Raw genomic sequence first — 15,759 nt, 5'->3', positions numbered from 1 at the left:
CTATAGCACCACTTTTGGATGGTGTGGGACACGAAGCGGTAACGCCAGGACCTTCGCACACGAATGCAGCATCGACGGGCGTGCAATCCGCGCCTAAGGTGCGGCAGGTCGGGGCGAAGGACGAGGTGCGGCGCGTGAGCCTTACTCGGAGGTGGCGTTCCAGGAGAGCGCTGCGGTCCGCGCAGTTGCTCGATGAGGTGGTGGACACCCAGTTGCCGCTGCTGGCGGCGTTCGACGAGGAGAGACGGCGCAAGTCAGCCGACTACCTCGCGGAACTGGTGGCGCTGGCGCAGGACTACCGCTACTACGCGAACGGCTGGATCGACAGCCGTGAGCTCGATCGTCGCGGTCAGCGGACGATGAACCGGCTGGCGCGCATGCGTGAAGAATCTTCGGCTCGACTGATCACCGATTAGTCCGTTCGCGCGCAGCTCGTCGCGCTGATCGGACCACTCACCGAGTTGTGCGAATGTTTCACGTTGAACAATCACCAGGGCACCGGTCCGCTGTGGTCGAACAGGCCGCCGGTCGGCCCGTCGTCGGGCAGGGTGGCCAGCCTGATCGCGATCCTGGCTCCCTCCGCGGGTGTGTCCCTCCCCTGGAAGCCGTTGAGATCGGTCGCCACATAACCGGGGCAGGCGCCGTTGACCTTGATGTTCTCCAGTTCCTTCGCGTACTGCACGGTGATCGCGTTCAGGTACGTCTTCGACGGCGAGTAGGTCCCGCTGACCCCGCCGAGCGTGACGTCCGGTGTGCTCTGCAAGGTCAGCGACGCGACGTGGCTCGACAGGTTCACGATCCGCGGCCTCGCTGAACGGCTCAACAGCGGCAACAGCGCGTTGGTGACCCGGACGACGCCGATCACGTTGGTCTCCACCACCGCCCTGATGCTCTCCGGCGTGGCGGTCGACGGCTGGTCCGGCCACCCTCCGGCGATCGCGGCGTTGTTCACCAGCACGTCGAGCCGGCCGAACCTCTCCTCGAACAACGCGGCTGCTTCAGTGGCGCTCTCGTCGTCGGTCACGTCCAACGGCACGAAGAACGCGGCAACGCCCTCCGCCTGCAGCTTCGCCGCCGCCTCCTCGCCTCGCTGACGGTCCCGTGCACCGACTCCGACGCTCATCCCCAAGGCGCCCAGCCCTGCCGCGATCTCGTACCCGATGCCCTTGTTTGCGCCGGTGACCAGCGCAATCGTCTGTTCGCTCATGCATTTGATCGTGGTACGGCCCGCGTTCAAGACCAACATCAGTTCGGTGTGGCAGCGATACCCGGCCGGTATCGATAGCGTGGACGGGTGGAGACCCGAGAGCTTCGGTACTTCGTCGCGGTCGCGGAGGAACTGCACTTCGGCCGGGCCGCCGACCGCCTCGACATCGCCCAGCCGCCGTTGTCGCGGACGATCGCCCAGCTCGAACAACGGCTCGGCGTCGCGTTGCTGACCCGCACCAGCCGGAAGGTCTCGCTCACCGAGGCGGGCGCGGTGCTGCTGGCCGAGGGAAGGGCGATCCTCGGTGCGATCGCCGCGGCGGAGAGGCGCACCCGCACCGTCGACCGGCCTTCGCTGGTGCTGGCCGCCAAGGCAGGGGGCTCCGGCGAGCTGCTGGCGAAGCTGCTCGACGCCTACGCCGCCGAACCCGGCGCGGTCGCCGTCGACCTGCTGTTGTGCGAGGCCCACACCTGGCAACCGCTGCTCGACGGCCGGGCCGACGTGGCGATCCTGCACGAGCCGTACGACTCGACCGCCGGTCTCGACGTGGAAGCCCTGCACGTCGAGAGCCAGTTCGCGATCCTGCCGACTTCGCATCCACTGGCCGGTGCGGGACAGCTGCGGATGGCCGACGTCGTCGATCTGCCCGAACTCGCGCGCTGGCCGGAACCCGATGGCACCTACCCGGACGGTACCCGGGTGGAGGTGCACAACCTGACGCAGCTGTTCCAGATGATCGCGCTCGGCCGTGCGATCGCGGTCATGCCGGAAGTCGTCCGCCCGGGCCTGCCCGAAGGCCTGGTCGCGGTACCGCTGGTGGACGCGTCGAAGGTGACGACGGTGATCGCGTGGCCGCCGCACAGCAGGTCGCGGGCTGTTGCCGGCCTGGTCAGGGTCGCGACCGGGGTCAGCTCACCGGGGCCCGGCTGAGCACCACGGCGAGCCCGAACGCGACGCCCATGATGGTCACCTCCAGCACCGCCCACTGCACGATCGCGGTGACCTTGTGCTGGGAGATCTTCGGCAGCAACCGCCACCGGATCTGCGCCCCGAGCACCGCGATCAGCACGGCGCACACGGTCTTGCCGATGAACAGCAGGCCGTAGCCGGTCGTGAACATCGACTGCGGGAACGGCACGACCGGGTTGAGGACCAGCTCCAGCAACCCGTTGAACAGGCCGGTCACCGAGACCACGATCAGGCTGATGGTCGCGATCTTGGAGAACTTCGGCAGCGCGACCGCCAGCAGCCCCTTGCGGTAGGCGACCAGCGCCATCAACGCGCCGAGCCCGCCGGTCCACGCGGCCGCGCCCAGCACGTGCAGCTCCATGGAGACCATCGAGTAGTCGTGGTACTTCCAGTTGGAGGCGTGCCCGGTCACCGGGATCGGCAGCAGACCGAACATCGAGATGAGGATCCGCAGCTCAGCGGGTACGGACTCGCCGCCGCGCACGGCCATCACGCCGATGATCACGTAGACGAACGCGCAGGCTGCGCTGAACAGCAGGCCCTTGCCCGCACCGACTGCTCCGATGTAGTCGATCGCGTTGCCGATGCTGACGTTGCTGCCCGGCCGCAGCTCAGCGGCCTGCAGCACGATGGCCGTGAGCGCCGTGACCACCCAGACGGCCGCGGCGATCACCGCGGCCGGCCGGGCGATCCGCATGACGGGTTCGGTGTGCGTCGGACGGTCGAAGCCGAGCAGTTTCGGCAGGATCGACAACCCGACGACGACGGTCGCCGAGACGTCCAGCAGCACCCTGGTGACCGGCAGGCCGTACCGGACCGCCGCCCCGGCGTCGACGACCCCGGCGACCACGACAGGTGGTGCCAGCACGAGGCCGAGCGCGATGCCCGCGAGTGCGCCGAGGACGAGCCCGGCGAGCACCCGGTAGTGGGTGGGGGCGGTGGTCCGGACGTCGCTCATGCCTTCGCGCCCCCGCCACCGCGCAGGGCGAAGAACACGCCACCGCCGAGCAGCACCACGGCGCCGACGATCCACACCCAGATGGGCAGGCCGTTGCTCGAACCGTCGCTACCGGAGGCCGTGTCCGGGCTCGCCGGCGTGGTGGGCGTGCCGGTGCCGTCCTTGGTGAGCGTGAACGTGAGCTCACCGGACACGGGGTGGCCGTCCGCGGACAGGATGCGGTAGCCGATCTTGTACTGCCCGGCCTTGCCGAGCGCGTTGACCTTCGCGGAGACCGCGTTGTCCTTGATCGTCGGGTCGCCCGCGACCTCGTAGTGACCGCCGTTGGCGTCGACGACCGAGATCGTGTTGATGCCCTGGCCGCCCTGCACGTCCTGGTCGAACGTCAGCGTGACCGACGACGGACCGGCGTCCAGCGAGCTCTTGTCCTTCGGATCACTGCTGATCAGCGCGTTGTGCGCCGCCGCGGGGGCGGCCGTGACGAGCACGGCCGCACCAGCGATCAGGCACGCGACGAGTGCGCGCTTCATGCCTTGCGCCGCGAACGCAGGATCGCGCCGACGCCGAAGCCCAGGCCGAGCGCGCCGACGGCCAGACCGGCGCCACCGAGGTAGCGGGCGGTCTTGTCGGAACCGGCTGCCGACGCCTCGTGGGTGTCGGTGCTGTTGGCGGCCGGCGTCGTGCCGTGGCCACCGTGGGCGTCCTCGCCGGCCTTCTTGGGGGCGAGCTTCAGCGCGGGCGCCGGGTGCTCCGGCTCCTTGCCGTCGGCACCGGTCGACTGCGACCAGTCCACGACCTCGCCGTTCTCGTAGGTCTGCTTGGTCGGGAGCTCCAGCTTGTCCTTGCCCTCCGGCAGGGTGCCGAGCGCGACGAAGAACTCCTGGTACTCGTTGATCCCGATCTTCACACCGGGGTCGGCGGTCCAGGTGATCGTCTTGAACGCCTCGGTGATCTCCTTGCCGCCGATCGTCACGGGCTTGTCGAGCTTGCCCTTGACTGCCTCGGCCTTCCAGCCGGCCAGCGGCTTCGTGCGCACCGAGGTGAGCGGCGTGTCCTGCGGCAGCGTCACCTCGATCTTGGTGGTGCCGGCGTTGTCCCGTTCGTTCGGCACGCGGAACGCGAACGTCGCGCGGCCGCCCTGCGTGAACTCGGCGGGCTGGGCGCTGACGTGCGCCGATGCGATGGCCGGAGTGCCGAGCACGGCGAATCCGGCAACGGCGAGAACGGCGAGCGTGCGCACGCCGAATCGATTTGTCGACATGAAGTTGTGGCTCCTGATTGCCAAAGGGGTTTGGGGTTTTGGGGTCAGGAACCACAGGGAGGGCCGCGCAGCCCGTTCGCACGTCTCAGGTCCGTGTGGTGCGGGTTCCGGACGTAAGGCGTGCTGGTGAACGTCCGCACCGGCGTCGTGACCGGCTGCGGCGTGAGCCTGCGGGGGATCAGGCGGGTGACGGCGGCGAAGAGCCTGAACAGGGCGTTCTCGGCGTGGAACAGGAGCAGGCCGGTCAGCGTCGCGGCGACGAGGTGCGCCACGAACATCTGCCCGGTGAGCGTGTTCGTGTGCTCGTGGTTGACCCAGGTCAGCAGCAGGTGCTGGGCGAGCTGGGCGGTGCCGAGCCCGGCGATGATCGAGAGCTTCCCGGTGCGCTTGTCGGCGAGTGACGCTGCCGCGAACGCGATCAGCACCACCAGCGGCAGTGCGTGGATGAACTCACTGATCTCGCCGCCGCCCAGCCCGTGGGCGGTGATCGTGAGCGCGGCAGACGTCAGCGCGAGTGCGGCACCACGCAGGGTGCGCAACTCACTCGACCGTGTGCTCACCTCGGTGAGGGTAATCGGAGGAGTTTGCCGAGGTCTACGAGTGGGTATCTACGGCCGCATGCACAACCAATGCGACCAGCCGGGCCGTACCGACCGGGTCGTGTTCGGCGTTGCCGCTGGTCTGACGCTTGCGTTCGTGGCCTGGGGAATCGTCGGCACGTCCAGTCTGGCGACTTTCTCGAAGTCGGCGCTCGGGTGGATCATCCAGCATCTGGGCTGGGCTTTTGTGATCTCGGCCTCCGGGTTCGTGGTCTTCGCCCTCTGGCTCGCGTTCAGCCGCTACGGCAAGATCCCGCTCGGTCGTGACGACGAGAAACCCGAGTTCAAGACGGTTTCCTGGGTCGCGATGATGTTCAGCGCCGGTATGGGCATCGGGCTGATGTTCTACGGCGTCAACGAGCCGCTGAGTCATTTCGTGAAGCCGCCACCCGGCACGGAGGGTGACCCCCTCGAAACCGCGATGGCCACCACGCTCTTCCACTGGACGCTGCACCCGTGGGCGATCTACGCCGTCGTCGGCATCGCCATCGCGTACGGCAGCTTCCGCCGTGGCCGGTCGTCGCTGATCAGCTCGGCGTTCGCGCCGCTGCTGGGGCGCCGGGCGTCGTCCGGCTGGGGCCGGGCGATCGACGTGATGGCGATCTTCGCGACCCTGTTCGGCTCGGCGACGTCGCTCGGCCTCGGCGCCCTGCAGATCGGCAGCGGACTGGAGGCGGCCGGTTGGGCGAGCAACGTCGGCAAGGGCGTGCTGGTCGCGATCATCGCGGTGCTGACCGTGGCGTTCGTCGCGTCCGCGGTCTCGGGGGTCGCGAAGGGCATCCAGTGGCTGTCGAACATCAACATGATGCTGGCCGTGGTGCTGGCGCTGTTCCTGTTCGTGGTCGGCCCGACGGTCTTCATCCTGAACCTGATGCCGACGGCGCTGGGCGACTACTTCCGCGAGCTCGCGAACATGGCCGGCCGGACGGCTGCTTCTGGCGGTGACGCGACGGAGACGTGGCTGTCCGGGTGGACGATCTTCTACTGGGCGTGGTGGATCTCGTGGACGCCGTTCGTCGGCATGTTCATCGCGCGGATCTCGCGTGGCCGCACGATCAAGCAGTTCGTGGCGGGCGTGATCCTGGTGCCGTCCGCGGTGTCGCTGGTGTGGTTCGCGATCCTGGGCGGGACAGCGATCTTCGAGCAACGCTCGGGTGTCGATCTCGCCGGCCAGTCGACGCCGGAGTCGCAGCTCTTCTCGCTGCTCGGCCAGTTCCCGCTGGCGACGGTCGCCGGCGTGGTGGTGATGGTGCTGGTGGCGATCTTCTTCGTGTCCGGCGCGGACGCGGCGTCGATCGTGATGGGAACGCTCTCGCAGGAGGGCTCGATCCGGCCGAAGAAGCCCGTGGTGATCTTCTGGGGTGTGCTGACCGGTGCCGTCGCCGCGGTGATGTTGCTGGTCGGTGGGTCGAACGCGCTGACAGGACTGCAGAACCTGACGATCATCGCCGCCCTGCCGTTCATGGTCGTGATGATCGGGCTGTGCGTCTCGCTGGCGAAGGACCTGCGCTCCGACCCGATGATCAGGCGGGAGGAACGGGTCGCCGAGGTCATGGAAGAGGTCACCGCGCACCTCGATCCGGGGCAGGTGGTCGAGGAGGCGGCGGTCAAGGCCGTGGCCGAGGTGACCGGGAAGGTCCCGAACGTCAGCGCACGTTCAGGCGCCTGAGCAGTTCCTGCTCGAGCATCTCCAGATCGGTTCCGACGGCCCGGTGCGCGGCTTTGCGTCGGGCCGTCGGCATGCGTTCGGCGGCGCGCACCGCCGCGAGGAGTTGAGCCAGTCGCGCCTCGGTCTTCGAAACCCAATTGGAATCCGAAGCCCGCAATGCGTCCAACGACTCCGAGAAACCGACAATCCGCGCGTGCAACCGGGCACCGTAGCCGGAGTACTTCCCGATGTCCGCGACGTCGATGCCGAGCCGACGCGCCCGGTACCGGTCGTACTGCTCGCTCAAAAGCCCAGCTCCGCGGGCGATCACCGGGGCCAGCACCGGAATGAGCGCGGGCGCCACCACCTTCGCGACACCGACCAGGTTCTTCGCCCTGCTAGGCGTGAAGCCGGCCTTCGCTTTGCGCGCCATTCGGGTACACCTCCTCCGTCAGATGAAACTTACTGCCCAGGTTGCCGACACATGAGCCCGACGCGCGACATACGCTGCACCAGTGACTTCCCAGGTGCAGCTAGACGCCGGCGTGGTCACTCGTTGTCGGCGGCGGGTGCACCTCGAAAACGATCCGGAGATGCGCGACGCTCCCAAGGCGGCGCCGGATCCGGCTTCGGAACAACGGAAAGCGGACGCGACGAACCACCGTCGCGCGGTGGCGGACGCGCTCGGCAGAATCGTCGGCTCGAATCTCTTCGAGGTGCCGAGCGGGCCGGACGTGCGCAGCGCGGACCGGGAACGCGTGACGCTCGCCGCGATGGAGATGGGCGCGCCGTACATCTGGGGCGCCGCGCTGCCGCGTGACCCGCGCGGTGGCCGTCGCGGCGGAATCGACCTGCTGGTCAAGGACTCCACCGGGTACGTGCCGGTGCTCGTGGTCCGGCACAAGATCACCGACCCCGGCCAGGGCGCGCGCACGAGCCCGTTGACGCTGCCGTTGCCCGACGGCAGCCGCACCGACCCGCACCGCAAGGTCCGGCCGCAGCCGCGCGACCAGCTGCGGCTGGCGCACGCGCAACGGCAGCTGCAGGCCGCCGGGTACGCGCGCAACGGGCGCGCGACCGGTGGCGTGATCGGCATGGACGCGGACGTCGTGCTGTGGCACGACCTGGAAGCACCGACGTGGCCCGGCGGCCGCAACGCGCTGGCCGAGTACGACGCCCGGTTCAGCGACCGGCTGGCGGTGGCGCTGGCCGCGGCGAACCAGAAGGACGCGCTGGCCCGGCCGTCCCGGATCGTCGACTGCAAGACGTGCCCGTGGTGGCCGACCTGCGACAGCGATCTCAAGCAGGGCAGGGACGTCAGCCTCGTCGTGCGCGGCGAGGACGCGGCGGCCCTGCGCAAGGCCGGTCTGTCCACTGTGGATGAACTGGCGGCGCTGGACCCCGCTGCCGACGGCCCGATCCAGTTGGTGGGCATGCCGTTCGGCGATGCCGTGGTGCTTGCCCGCGCGTGGCTGCGCGATCTGTCGCTGGTGCGCCGGGTGCCCGAGATGAGCGTGCCGCGCGCGGACGTCGAGGTCGACGTCGACATGGAGAGCTTCGGCGATCTCGGCGCGTACATGTGGGGCTGCCTGCTGTCCGGAAAGGACATCGACGAATCGCCCGGTTATCGCGCGTTCGTGACGTGGGATGCGCTGCCGTGCGACGACGAGGCCCGTTCGTTCGCCGAGTTCTGGACCTGGCTGACGGGGATCAGGCTGCGCGCCAAGGCGCGCGGGCTGTCGTTCCGCGCCTACTGCTACAACGAGCTGGCCGAGAACCGCTGGCTGCTGGCGTCGGCGGAACGGTTCGCCGGCAAGCCCGGCATCCCGACGGTGGCGCAGATCAAGGAGTTCATCCAGTCGGACTCCTGGGTGGACCTGTTCGGGATCGTCCGCGAGCAGTTCCTGTGCGCGCACGGCAAGGGCCTGAAGATCATCGCGCCGGTCGCGGGCTTCTCGTGGCGCGACCCGGAGGCCGGCGGCGAGAACTCCATGCGCTGGTACCGGGCCGCGGTGGGTCTCAACGGTGACGAGCTCGACGTCGACCAGCGCCGGCGGCTGCTCGAGTACAACGAGGACGACGTCCGGGCCACCCACCGCCTGCGAGAGTGGATGACCTCTGACGAAATGTCCCGCCTCCCCTACGCCGGCGACCTCTGACACGCGCCTGCTTTTCGCACGCGGGGCCCTCTCGTACTGACACACAGTACGAAAGCGCCCCGCGTGCCGTCAGCGGCAGGCTTTAGCGAGGCGCCATGCGAAGAGCGCCGTCCATGCGGATGACCTCGCCGTTCAGGTAGTCGTGCTCGATGATCGAGAGCGCCAGCTGCGCGTACTCCGCCGGCTGGGCCAGTCGCTTCGGGAACGGCACGCCGGCGGCGAGGCCCGCGCGGAACTCGTCGGAGACCGTGGCGAGCATCGGGGTGTCGACGATGCCGGGCGCGATGGTCAGCACGCGGATGCCGACGGTGCTCAGGTCGCGGGCGGCCGGGAGGGTCATGCCGACGACGCCACCCTTGGACGAGGCGTAGGCGACCTGGCCGATCTGGCCGTCGAACGCGGCGATCGAGGCGGTGTTGATGATGACGCCGCGGGCGCCGTGCTCCAGCTCCTCGGTCTTGCCCATCGCGGCGGCGGCCAGGCGCAGCACGTTGAACGAGCCGATCAGGTTGATCTCGATGACCTTGCGGTAGAGGTCGAGGTCGTGCGGCCCGGTCTTGCCGACCGTGCGGGACGACGGGCCGATGCCCGCGCAGTTCACCGTGATGCGCAGCGGGGCGCCCGAACCGGCCGCGGTGTCGACGGCGGCCTGGACCTCTTCGCCCGACGTCACGTCGGCGGACAGGTAGGTGACGTTCTCGATCGCGTCGGCCTTCTCGATGGCGCCGGGCAGGTCGAGGGCGAACACCTGCGCTCCACGCGCCGCCAGCGCACGAGCGGTCGCGCCGCCGAGACCGGAGGCGCCACCGGTGACGATGGCCGCGGTACCCGAGATCTCCATGCCTTCATCCTCCTCGAGAAGAACTGCTCGCGAGGAGGTTAACGCTCGTTACCTCGAACTCAACGATCGGACCAGTGCAGCAGGGCCACCAACGGCACCGCTGCCAGGAGCGCGAGGCCGATGAAGATCGTCGCGATCGTCAGAATTCCCATGCCCTGAACTGTGCCGTTCGGCAGCGTTCGAAACATCGGCCGCGCCGGTAGACCTCTGGTAGGAGATCTGTCACGGTCAGCTACGACCAAAGTTGTACGGCGGTCTCAGGGTGCCAGCGGAGCAGATCAGGCCGCGTTGCGCTATTCGGGCGTAGGGCGTGCGTCACTCGGAGTCACGCAATTTAGTTAGCGTCGCATACCTTTATGGGGTGTTCACCACGCGCCCCGAACTCGTCGGCACCTTCGGAATGGTCGGTTCGACCCACTGGCTGGCCTCCTCGGCCGCCATGGCCGTGCTGGAGGACGGCGGCAACGCCTTCGACGCCGCGGTGACCGCCGGATTCGTGTTGCAGGTGGTGGAACCGCATCTCAACGGCCCCGGCGGCGAGGTTCCGATCATCTTCGCGGCGGCTGGTTCCGGGCCGCGCGTGCTCAGCGGCCAGGGCGTGGCGCCGGCCGGAGCCACGGTCGAGCACTACGCCGGACTGGGGCTCGAACTCGTTCCCGGCAGCGGGCTGCTGGCCGCGACGGTGCCGGGCGCGTGGGACGGCTGGCTCACTCTTCTGCGCGACTACGGCACGAAGTCGTTGCGCGACGTGTTGGACAAGGCGATCGGCTACGCCCGGGACGGGTTCCCGCTCGTCGCCCGCGTCGTCGACACCATCGAGATGGTCTCGGACCTGTTCCGCGATCACTGGCAGACCTCCGCGGCGCAGTGGATGCCCGGCGGTGCGCTGCCGGTGCGCGGCGGCCGCTTCCGCAACCCGAAGCTCGCCGACACCTGGGAGTGGCTGCTCGCCGCCGCCGAGGCCGCGGGCAGTGATCGGGAGGCGCAGATCGAGGCGGCGCGCCGGGCGTGGTCGCAGGGGTTCGTGGCCGCGCAGGTCGACGAGTTCTGCCGCACGGCCTTCCGCGACGACTCGGGACGCGACCACGCCGGTGTGCTGACCGGTGCCGACATGTCGTCGTGGGAGGCGTCGTACGAGGACGCCGTGCTGACCGACTTCGGTTCGTGGACCCTGGTCAAGGCCGGGGCGTGGACGCAGGGACCCGTTCTGGCGCAACAGCTCCGGCTGCTGGAGGGCTATGACCTGTCCTATGTGGACGGCAAGCCCACCGCCGAGACCGTCCACCTCGCCGTCGAGGCCGCGAAGCTCGCGTTCGCCGACCGCGAGGCCTGGTACGGCGATGTCGGCGATGTTCCGCTCGACACCCTGCTGTCGCGTTCCTACGCCTCTGAGCGGCGTTCGCTGATTTCAGATGCCGCGTCGTTCGAACTGCGCCCCGGCTCGCCCGACGGTCGGGAACCGTTGCTGCCCAAGCACATCATCGGCGGCCCGTCGGCGCTGACCTCGGACCCGACCGGTGCGATCGGCGAACCGACCGTGGCCCGTTCCGGCGTGACGCGCGGCGACACCGTGCACGTGGACGTCGTGGACCGCTGGGGCAACATGGTCTCCGCGACCCCGTCCGGCGGCTGGCTGCAGTCGTCGCCGACGATCCCGTCGCTCGGCTTCTGCCTGGGCAGCCGCGCCCAGATGTTCTGGCTGGACAAGGGTTTGCCGAACTCACTGGCGCCCGGCAAGCGTCCCCGGATCACCCTGTCGCCGTCGATGGCACTGCGCGACGGCGAGGCAGCGCTGGCGTTCGGCACGCCCGGCGGCGACCAGCAGGACCAGTGGCAGCTCGGCTTCTGGCTGGCGCACCAGGCGGGGCTGAACCTGCAGGAGGCGATCGACTCGCCGATGTGGCACTCGAACGCGTTCCCCAGCTCGTTCTACCCGCGCGCCTGGACCCCCGGCGAACTCGTCATAGAGTCCCGCGCCGGCGCGGACGTCCTGGCTGCGTTGCGAGCGCGTGGCCACCAGGTCGTGGACGCCGGCGAGTGGACCCTCGGCCGGATGTCGGCCGTGGCGAGGGGCTCCGACGGACTTCTGCGCGCCGGCGCGAATCCGCGCGGCGCGCAGGGCTACGCAGTGGGACGCTGATCAGCCGCCGATGACCTGAGTGCCGTCGTGGATCATTTCCACGTTGCCACCGAAGTTGTGCAGCGTGGAAATGCCGGCGCTCTCACCGAGGTCGCTGACCTTGCTGATCGGGTCGACGTCCGGCAGCTGCGGGGCGGGCAGCGGCGCGGCCTGCGCGGTGCCGGCCAGTGCGGCGATCGCGCCGGCGGCGATACCAGCGGACGCGACGATCTTCTTGATGCTCAAGGCGTTTCGCTCCGTAAAAAGAAAAGTGGAACGGCGCCCGATTCGAGGGGGAGGGAATCGGGCGCCGCCCCGGCCAGGAAGTACTGGTTGGATCAGATGTCGACGTGCGCGAAGCCGTTCCACGGCGCGGTCGGCTCGTTGAGGCCGAGCAGCGTCGCGGCGGGAACGCCGTTGCCGCCGGCGTCGACGTTCTCGACGAGCGCGGTGACGTCCGCGTCCTCGGCGTTGATGGCCTGGATCTTGCCGTTGACGTCGGACGTGTCGACCTTCGCGAGCGAGCCGACCGACGCGACGTCGCCCAGCTGACCACCGAGGTCGGGCTGCGTGTGAGCAGTGGCGTCAGCGGTGTCAGCGTGCGCGATACCACCCAGGCCGAGCATGACGGTGGCGCTGCCGAGGGCAACAGCGGCCCCGGTGACGGTCTTCCTGAGGTTCATGGGCGCGAACGTTTCGTGTTCGGGACCTCTACATCAAGCTGCGTAACTCAGGAGAGGGACATTCTTCATCCTTTAGGTGGACGCCAGTCCGTCTCAACGCACTTGCTACCGAACGTCACAGTTCTGGTCGTATTGGACACAACGGCCTGTTCGCCCGCTTGCGAGTAACACTCTTAAATCGGTCAAAATCCGTCGTCGCCGCGCCCGAATGGGCAGCGTTCATCAGCGCCATCAAGCGCGGCGACCTCGAAAACGTCTGACCAAACCTAGGCGATCGCGCCCGGCGGCAGCTTCAGCTTGAACGGCAGCGTCGTCACGACGGCCAGATCGGAAGCGGTCGCCTTCATCAACGACGGCGCGTTGCGAGCGCCGGGTTCCGGCAGGTCGAGAAGCCTGTCCACGGCCTCGACCAGCGGACCCTCGTAGATCCACACGGCCTGGGCCGGACGGGCCGAGTCGCGGACCGCAGGCAGACGTCCTGCGCGCGCCTCTGTCTCCGACCAGAACAGGATCGAGTCGATGAACCCTCTGCGCTGCTTGAACGCCATGATGCGGTCGAGCTGGCCGGCGTCGTCCCTCAGGTGGAGGAACTGAAAGCCGTGCTCGCGCAGCTCGATGACCTTGCTCAGTGCGTGGTCCATGGCGCACCTACCCCTGTGAGGTCCCCTTCGGGTGACTGATCAGTCATACGACCCGAAAGGATCGTACGGTAAGTCAACGTTCGTCCGTAAGACGTACTCCGAACGAGTATCTCAATTGGTGGACGCTTGTGGCTTAGGGTAATCACGTGCGTCCTTGTTGGGAGAAACGGCCAGGAGGGCCATTACGGTTCGCGTCAGGAACGCCAAACCGCCCAATGTGACTAATGTCACTGTGATCCACATGTGTCGCCTCCGAGTGGTGACCTACACCCGTAGTAGACGTCTAGCACTCGCCGGCGGTTGCAAGCCGCACCGACTCACCTTCTTAACAGAGAACGCCTGCGAGAGATCTCACGGCCCCGGTGAAACCGCCCTCCGCGACGGGGCCGCTGTGCGACGATCGGCGCTCATCTGTTCGTGCTGATCAAGGGCGGTTCGGGGATGTTCGTTCGCCGGGTTGCGGTCGTCGGGGCCGGGTACGTCGGGCTCACGTCAGCCGCCTGCCTCGCGTCGCTGGGGCACCACGTCGTCTGCGCGGACATCGACGAGAAGAAGGTCGAACAGCTCAGGAAGGCCGAAGTCCAGATCTTCGAGCCCGGGCTGACCGAACTCGTCGGGGAGGGCATCGCCGCCGGGCGCCTCGAGTTCGTCGTCGGCGTGCGCAACGCCGTGCCGGACGCCGAGGTCGTCTTCCTCTGCGTGCCGACGCCGATGGGCGAGGGCGGCGCGGCCGACCTCAGGGCCGTCGAAGCCGCGGTCGCCGAGATGAAGGACCTCCTCGCGCCCGAGACCGTGGTCGTCAACAAGTCGACCGTCCCGGTCGGCACCGCGAAGCGCGTGCTCGAACTGCTCGACCGCGACGACGTGTTCGTCGCCAGCAACCCGGAGTTCCTGCGCGAGGGCAGCGCGGTCAAGGACTTCATGCACCCCGACCGGATCGTCGTCGGTTCGGACGCCCAGAACGCCGCCGAACGCGTCTCCGCGCTGTACGCCCGTCTCGGTGCGCCCACGGTCCTCATGGACGCCGCCAGCGCCGAGCTCGTGAAGTACAGCGCCAACTGCTTCCTCGCCATGAAGCTCAGCTACGTCAACGCCATGGCCGAACTGTGCGAGCGGCTCGGCGCGGACATCGCCAACGTCACCGAGGGCATGGGCTTCGACCAGCGCATCGGGCAGTCGTTCCTGCAGCCGGGGCCGGGCTGGGGCGGTTCGTGCCTGCCCAAGGACACGCACGCGCTGTTGCAGATCGCCGAAGCGGCCGGTCACGAGTTCGAGCTGCTCCAGGCCACGATCAATACCAACGAGAAGCAGAGCCGGCTGATCATCAGCAAGATCGCTCAGGCGGTCGGCGGCCTGCGGGGCAAGAAGCTCGGGCTGCTGGGCCTCGCGTTCAAGGCCGGCACGAACGACCTCCGCGACTCGCCGGCGCTCAAGATCGCGAAGATGCTGAAGGCCGAAGGCGCCGAGCTGGTCGCCTACGACCCCGCGATCCCGGCCGAGGTGGAGGGCGTCACGGACGACGTCACGGTCGTCGACGACGTGCAGCACGCGGCGAAGGACGCGAACGCGCTCGTCGTGCTCACCGAGTGGCCTCAGTTCCGGTCGCTGGACTGGGCGGCGCTCGCCGGGGCGATGACCGGGCAGGTCGTGGTGGACACCCGCAACCTGCTCGACGGGGACATCCTGACCCGCGCCGGCCTCACGTCACACGGCGTCGGCAGGTAGTCAGAGCTTCACGGCGTTCTGCGAGAACCACTCGATCGTCCGGAGCAGCCCCTCGCGCAGGTCGACCTGCGGCTCCCAGCCCAGCAACTCCTGCGCGCGGGTGATGTCCGGCTTGCGCTGCGTCGGGTCGTCGGTCGGCAGGTCCGAGTACTCCAGGCCGACCGACACCCCGGTGAGGTCGCCGACGATCTGCGCCAGCTCCAGGACGGTGATCTCCTGCGGGTTGCCGAGGTTCACCGGGCCGAGCTCGCCGCGCTTGTCCGCCAGCGCGAAGATGCCGCGGACCAGGTCGCCGACGTAGCAGAAGCTGCGGGTCTGCTTGCCCGTGCCGTAGACGCTCAACGGCTTGCCGCTCAGCGCCTGGTGCACGAAGTTCGAGACCACCCGGCCGTCGGTCGCGTGCAGGCGCGGGCCGTAGGTGTTGAAGATGCGCACGATGCCGACGTCGAGCAGACCCATGCGGTGGTACGCGCCGAGCATGGCCTCGGCGTAGCGCTTGGACTCGTCGTAGACGCTGCGCGGGCCGATCGGGTTGACGTTGCCCCAGTACTCCTCGGGCTGCGGGTGCACCTGCGGCTCGCCGTAGACCTCGCTGGTCGACGCCTGGATCAGCCGCGCGCCCTTCGCGATCGCCATCTCGGCGACCTTCTTCATGCCCGTCGAACCGACCTCCAGCGTCTCCAGCGGACGCTCCAGGAACTTCGGCGGCGAGGCGGGGGAGGCGAAGTTCAGCACGAGGTCGACCGGACCGTCGACGGACCACTCACCGCAGATGTCCGCCTCGATGAACTCGAAGCGCGGCTCGTCCGCGTACCTCGTGACGTTTTCCGTGAGCCCGGAGGAGAAGTCGTCCACGACCACGACCGACCAACCGCGGTCGAGCACCGCGTCTACCAGGTGCGATCCGATGAATCCCGCACCACCGGTGACCACTGCACGCATGGCGTGA

The 15,759-nt window shown here is 68.6% G+C and carries 17 protein-coding genes; 6 read left to right on the top strand and 11 right to left on the bottom strand.

Annotated features, from left to right (window positions below):
* Nucleotides 1-80: 80 nt before the first annotated feature.
* On the top strand, nucleotides 81-416 hold the full coding sequence (locus G7043_RS22900; protein ID WP_313888029.1) for a hypothetical protein: 336 nt from the start codon (nucleotides 81-83) through the stop codon (nucleotides 414-416).
* A 71-nt stretch (nucleotides 417-487) separates the two neighbouring features.
* Here the strand turns inward: G7043_RS22900 and G7043_RS22895 are convergent, their stop codons facing one another.
* Entirely contained in the window at nucleotides 488-1,207 is a 720-nt protein-coding gene (locus tag G7043_RS22895) for an SDR family oxidoreductase (RefSeq protein ID WP_166048605.1), read from the bottom strand.
* Between the two features lie 87 nt (nucleotides 1,208-1,294).
* Between G7043_RS22895 and G7043_RS22890 the strand changes: the two genes are divergently transcribed.
* On the top strand, nucleotides 1,295-2,137 hold the full coding sequence (locus G7043_RS22890) for a LysR family transcriptional regulator (RefSeq protein WP_166048603.1): 843 nt from the start codon (nucleotides 1,295-1,297) through the stop codon (nucleotides 2,135-2,137).
* On the opposite strand, the gene G7043_RS22885 is transcribed toward G7043_RS22890, so the two are convergent.
* Genes G7043_RS22885 through G7043_RS22870 form a run of 4 tightly spaced genes read right to left on the bottom strand, consistent with a single transcriptional unit; the run spans nucleotide 2,115 to nucleotide 4,955 of the window.
* A complete protein-coding gene (locus tag G7043_RS22885) occupies nucleotides 2,115-3,134 on the bottom strand; it encodes a copper resistance D family protein (RefSeq protein WP_166048601.1) in 1,020 nt (339 codons plus the stop codon). The genes G7043_RS22890 and G7043_RS22885 overlap by 23 nt on opposite strands.
* Nucleotides 3,131-3,664, bottom strand: coding sequence for a copper resistance CopC family protein (locus G7043_RS22880; RefSeq protein ID WP_166048600.1), 534 nt, complete (start codon nucleotides 3,662-3,664; stop codon nucleotides 3,131-3,133). Before G7043_RS22880 ends, G7043_RS22885 begins: the two co-directional genes overlap by 4 nt.
* The gene (locus tag G7043_RS22875) at nucleotides 3,661-4,395 is read right to left on the bottom strand and encodes a YcnI family copper-binding membrane protein (protein WP_166048598.1); all 735 of its coding nucleotides are present in this window, start codon (nucleotides 4,393-4,395) and stop codon (nucleotides 3,661-3,663) included. The genes G7043_RS22880 and G7043_RS22875 overlap by 4 nt, the downstream gene beginning before the upstream one ends.
* 44 nt (nucleotides 4,396-4,439) lie before the next feature.
* Nucleotides 4,440-4,955: a hypothetical protein gene (locus tag G7043_RS22870; RefSeq protein ID WP_166048596.1), complete on the bottom strand. Its 516-nt coding sequence runs from the start codon at nucleotides 4,953-4,955 to the stop codon at nucleotides 4,440-4,442.
* A 58-nt stretch (nucleotides 4,956-5,013) separates the two neighbouring features.
* On the opposite strand from G7043_RS22870, the gene G7043_RS22865 reads away from it, so the two are divergent.
* Nucleotides 5,014-6,663: a BCCT family transporter gene (locus tag G7043_RS22865; protein ID WP_166049351.1), complete on the top strand. Its 1,650-nt coding sequence runs from the start codon at nucleotides 5,014-5,016 to the stop codon at nucleotides 6,661-6,663.
* On the opposite strand, the gene G7043_RS22860 is transcribed toward G7043_RS22865, so the two are convergent.
* On the bottom strand, nucleotides 6,641-7,075 hold the full coding sequence (locus tag G7043_RS22860; RefSeq protein WP_166048594.1) for a DUF6474 family protein: 435 nt from the start codon (nucleotides 7,073-7,075) through the stop codon (nucleotides 6,641-6,643). The two genes, G7043_RS22865 and G7043_RS22860, sit on opposite strands and share 23 nt — an antisense overlap.
* An 82-nt stretch (nucleotides 7,076-7,157) precedes the next feature.
* Here G7043_RS22860 and G7043_RS22855 point away from each other — a divergent pair, with 82 nt between their 5' ends.
* Nucleotides 7,158-8,801 carry a TM0106 family RecB-like putative nuclease gene (locus G7043_RS22855; protein WP_166048592.1) on the top strand — a complete coding sequence of 548 codons (1,644 nt, stop codon included), beginning with the start codon at nucleotides 7,158-7,160 and terminating at the stop codon, nucleotides 8,799-8,801.
* 82 nt (nucleotides 8,802-8,883) lie between these two features.
* Here the strand turns inward: G7043_RS22855 and G7043_RS22850 are convergent, their stop codons facing one another.
* Entirely contained in the window at nucleotides 8,884-9,642 is a 759-nt protein-coding gene (locus G7043_RS22850) for an SDR family NAD(P)-dependent oxidoreductase (protein WP_166048590.1), read from the bottom strand.
* Nucleotides 9,643-10,003: 361 nt separating this feature from the next.
* Here G7043_RS22850 and G7043_RS22845 point away from each other — a divergent pair, with 361 nt between their 5' ends.
* On the top strand, nucleotides 10,004-11,782 hold the full coding sequence (locus tag G7043_RS22845; RefSeq protein ID WP_313888028.1) for a gamma-glutamyltransferase family protein: 1,779 nt from the start codon (nucleotides 10,004-10,006) through the stop codon (nucleotides 11,780-11,782).
* Here G7043_RS22845 and G7043_RS22840 read toward each other — a convergent pair whose 3' ends face one another.
* The 3 genes from G7043_RS22840 to G7043_RS22830 form a co-directional block, all read right to left on the bottom strand.
* Nucleotides 11,783-12,007, bottom strand: a complete 225-nt coding sequence (locus G7043_RS22840) for a hypothetical protein (protein WP_166048588.1) — start codon at nucleotides 12,005-12,007, stop codon at nucleotides 11,783-11,785.
* 92 nt (nucleotides 12,008-12,099) lie between these two features.
* Nucleotides 12,100-12,444, bottom strand: a complete 345-nt coding sequence (locus G7043_RS22835; RefSeq protein WP_166048586.1) for a hypothetical protein — start codon at nucleotides 12,442-12,444, stop codon at nucleotides 12,100-12,102.
* Between the two features lie 266 nt (nucleotides 12,445-12,710).
* The gene (locus G7043_RS22830) at nucleotides 12,711-13,085 is read right to left on the bottom strand and encodes a hypothetical protein (RefSeq protein ID WP_166048585.1); all 375 of its coding nucleotides are present in this window, start codon (nucleotides 13,083-13,085) and stop codon (nucleotides 12,711-12,713) included.
* Between the two features lie 441 nt (nucleotides 13,086-13,526).
* Between G7043_RS22830 and G7043_RS22825 the strand changes: the two genes are divergently transcribed.
* The gene (locus G7043_RS22825; RefSeq protein WP_166048583.1) at nucleotides 13,527-14,810 is read left to right on the top strand and encodes a UDP-glucose dehydrogenase family protein; all 1,284 of its coding nucleotides are present in this window, start codon (nucleotides 13,527-13,529) and stop codon (nucleotides 14,808-14,810) included.
* Here G7043_RS22825 and G7043_RS22820 read toward each other — a convergent pair whose 3' ends face one another.
* Entirely contained in the window at nucleotides 14,811-15,752 is a 942-nt protein-coding gene (locus G7043_RS22820) for a UDP-glucuronic acid decarboxylase family protein (RefSeq protein WP_166048582.1), read from the bottom strand.
* Nucleotides 15,753-15,759: the final 7 nt, after the last annotated feature.

Source organism: Lentzea alba (assembly GCF_011067745.1).
GTDB lineage: Bacteria > Actinomycetota > Actinomycetes > Mycobacteriales > Pseudonocardiaceae > Lentzea > Lentzea alba.
Note: the sequence above shows the minus strand (reverse complement) of the source record. Positions and strands in the feature narration are given on the sequence as shown.

Bases quoted from the DNA above. Each gene is read 5' to 3' on its own strand.
- G7043_RS22895 (WP_166048605.1), bottom strand. From the start codon at position 1,207: ATGAGCGAACAGACGATTGCGCTGGTCACCGGCGCAAACAAGGGCATC.
- G7043_RS22885 (WP_166048601.1), bottom strand. From the start codon at position 3,134: ATGAGCGACGTCCGGACCACCGCCCCCACCCACTACCGGGTGCTCGCC.
- G7043_RS22880 (WP_166048600.1), bottom strand. From the start codon at position 3,664: ATGAAGCGCGCACTCGTCGCGTGCCTGATCGCTGGTGCGGCCGTGCTC.
- G7043_RS22875 (WP_166048598.1), bottom strand. From the start codon at position 4,395: ATGTCGACAAATCGATTCGGCGTGCGCACGCTCGCCGTTCTCGCCGTT.
- G7043_RS22865 (WP_166049351.1), top strand. From the start codon at position 5,014: ATGCACAACCAATGCGACCAGCCGGGCCGTACCGACCGGGTCGTGTTC.
- G7043_RS22860 (WP_166048594.1), bottom strand. From the start codon at position 7,075: ATGGCGCGCAAAGCGAAGGCCGGCTTCACGCCTAGCAGGGCGAAGAAC.
- G7043_RS22850 (WP_166048590.1), bottom strand. From the start codon at position 9,642: ATGGAGATCTCGGGTACCGCGGCCATCGTCACCGGTGGCGCCTCCGGT.
- G7043_RS22835 (WP_166048586.1), bottom strand. From the start codon at position 12,444: ATGAACCTCAGGAAGACCGTCACCGGGGCCGCTGTTGCCCTCGGCAGC.
- G7043_RS22830 (WP_166048585.1), bottom strand. From the start codon at position 13,085: ATGGACCACGCACTGAGCAAGGTCATCGAGCTGCGCGAGCACGGCTTT.
- G7043_RS22825 (WP_166048583.1), top strand. From the start codon at position 13,527: ATGTTCGTTCGCCGGGTTGCGGTCGTCGGGGCCGGGTACGTCGGGCTC.
- G7043_RS22820 (WP_166048582.1), bottom strand. From the start codon at position 15,752: ATGCGTGCAGTGGTCACCGGTGGTGCGGGATTCATCGGATCGCACCTG.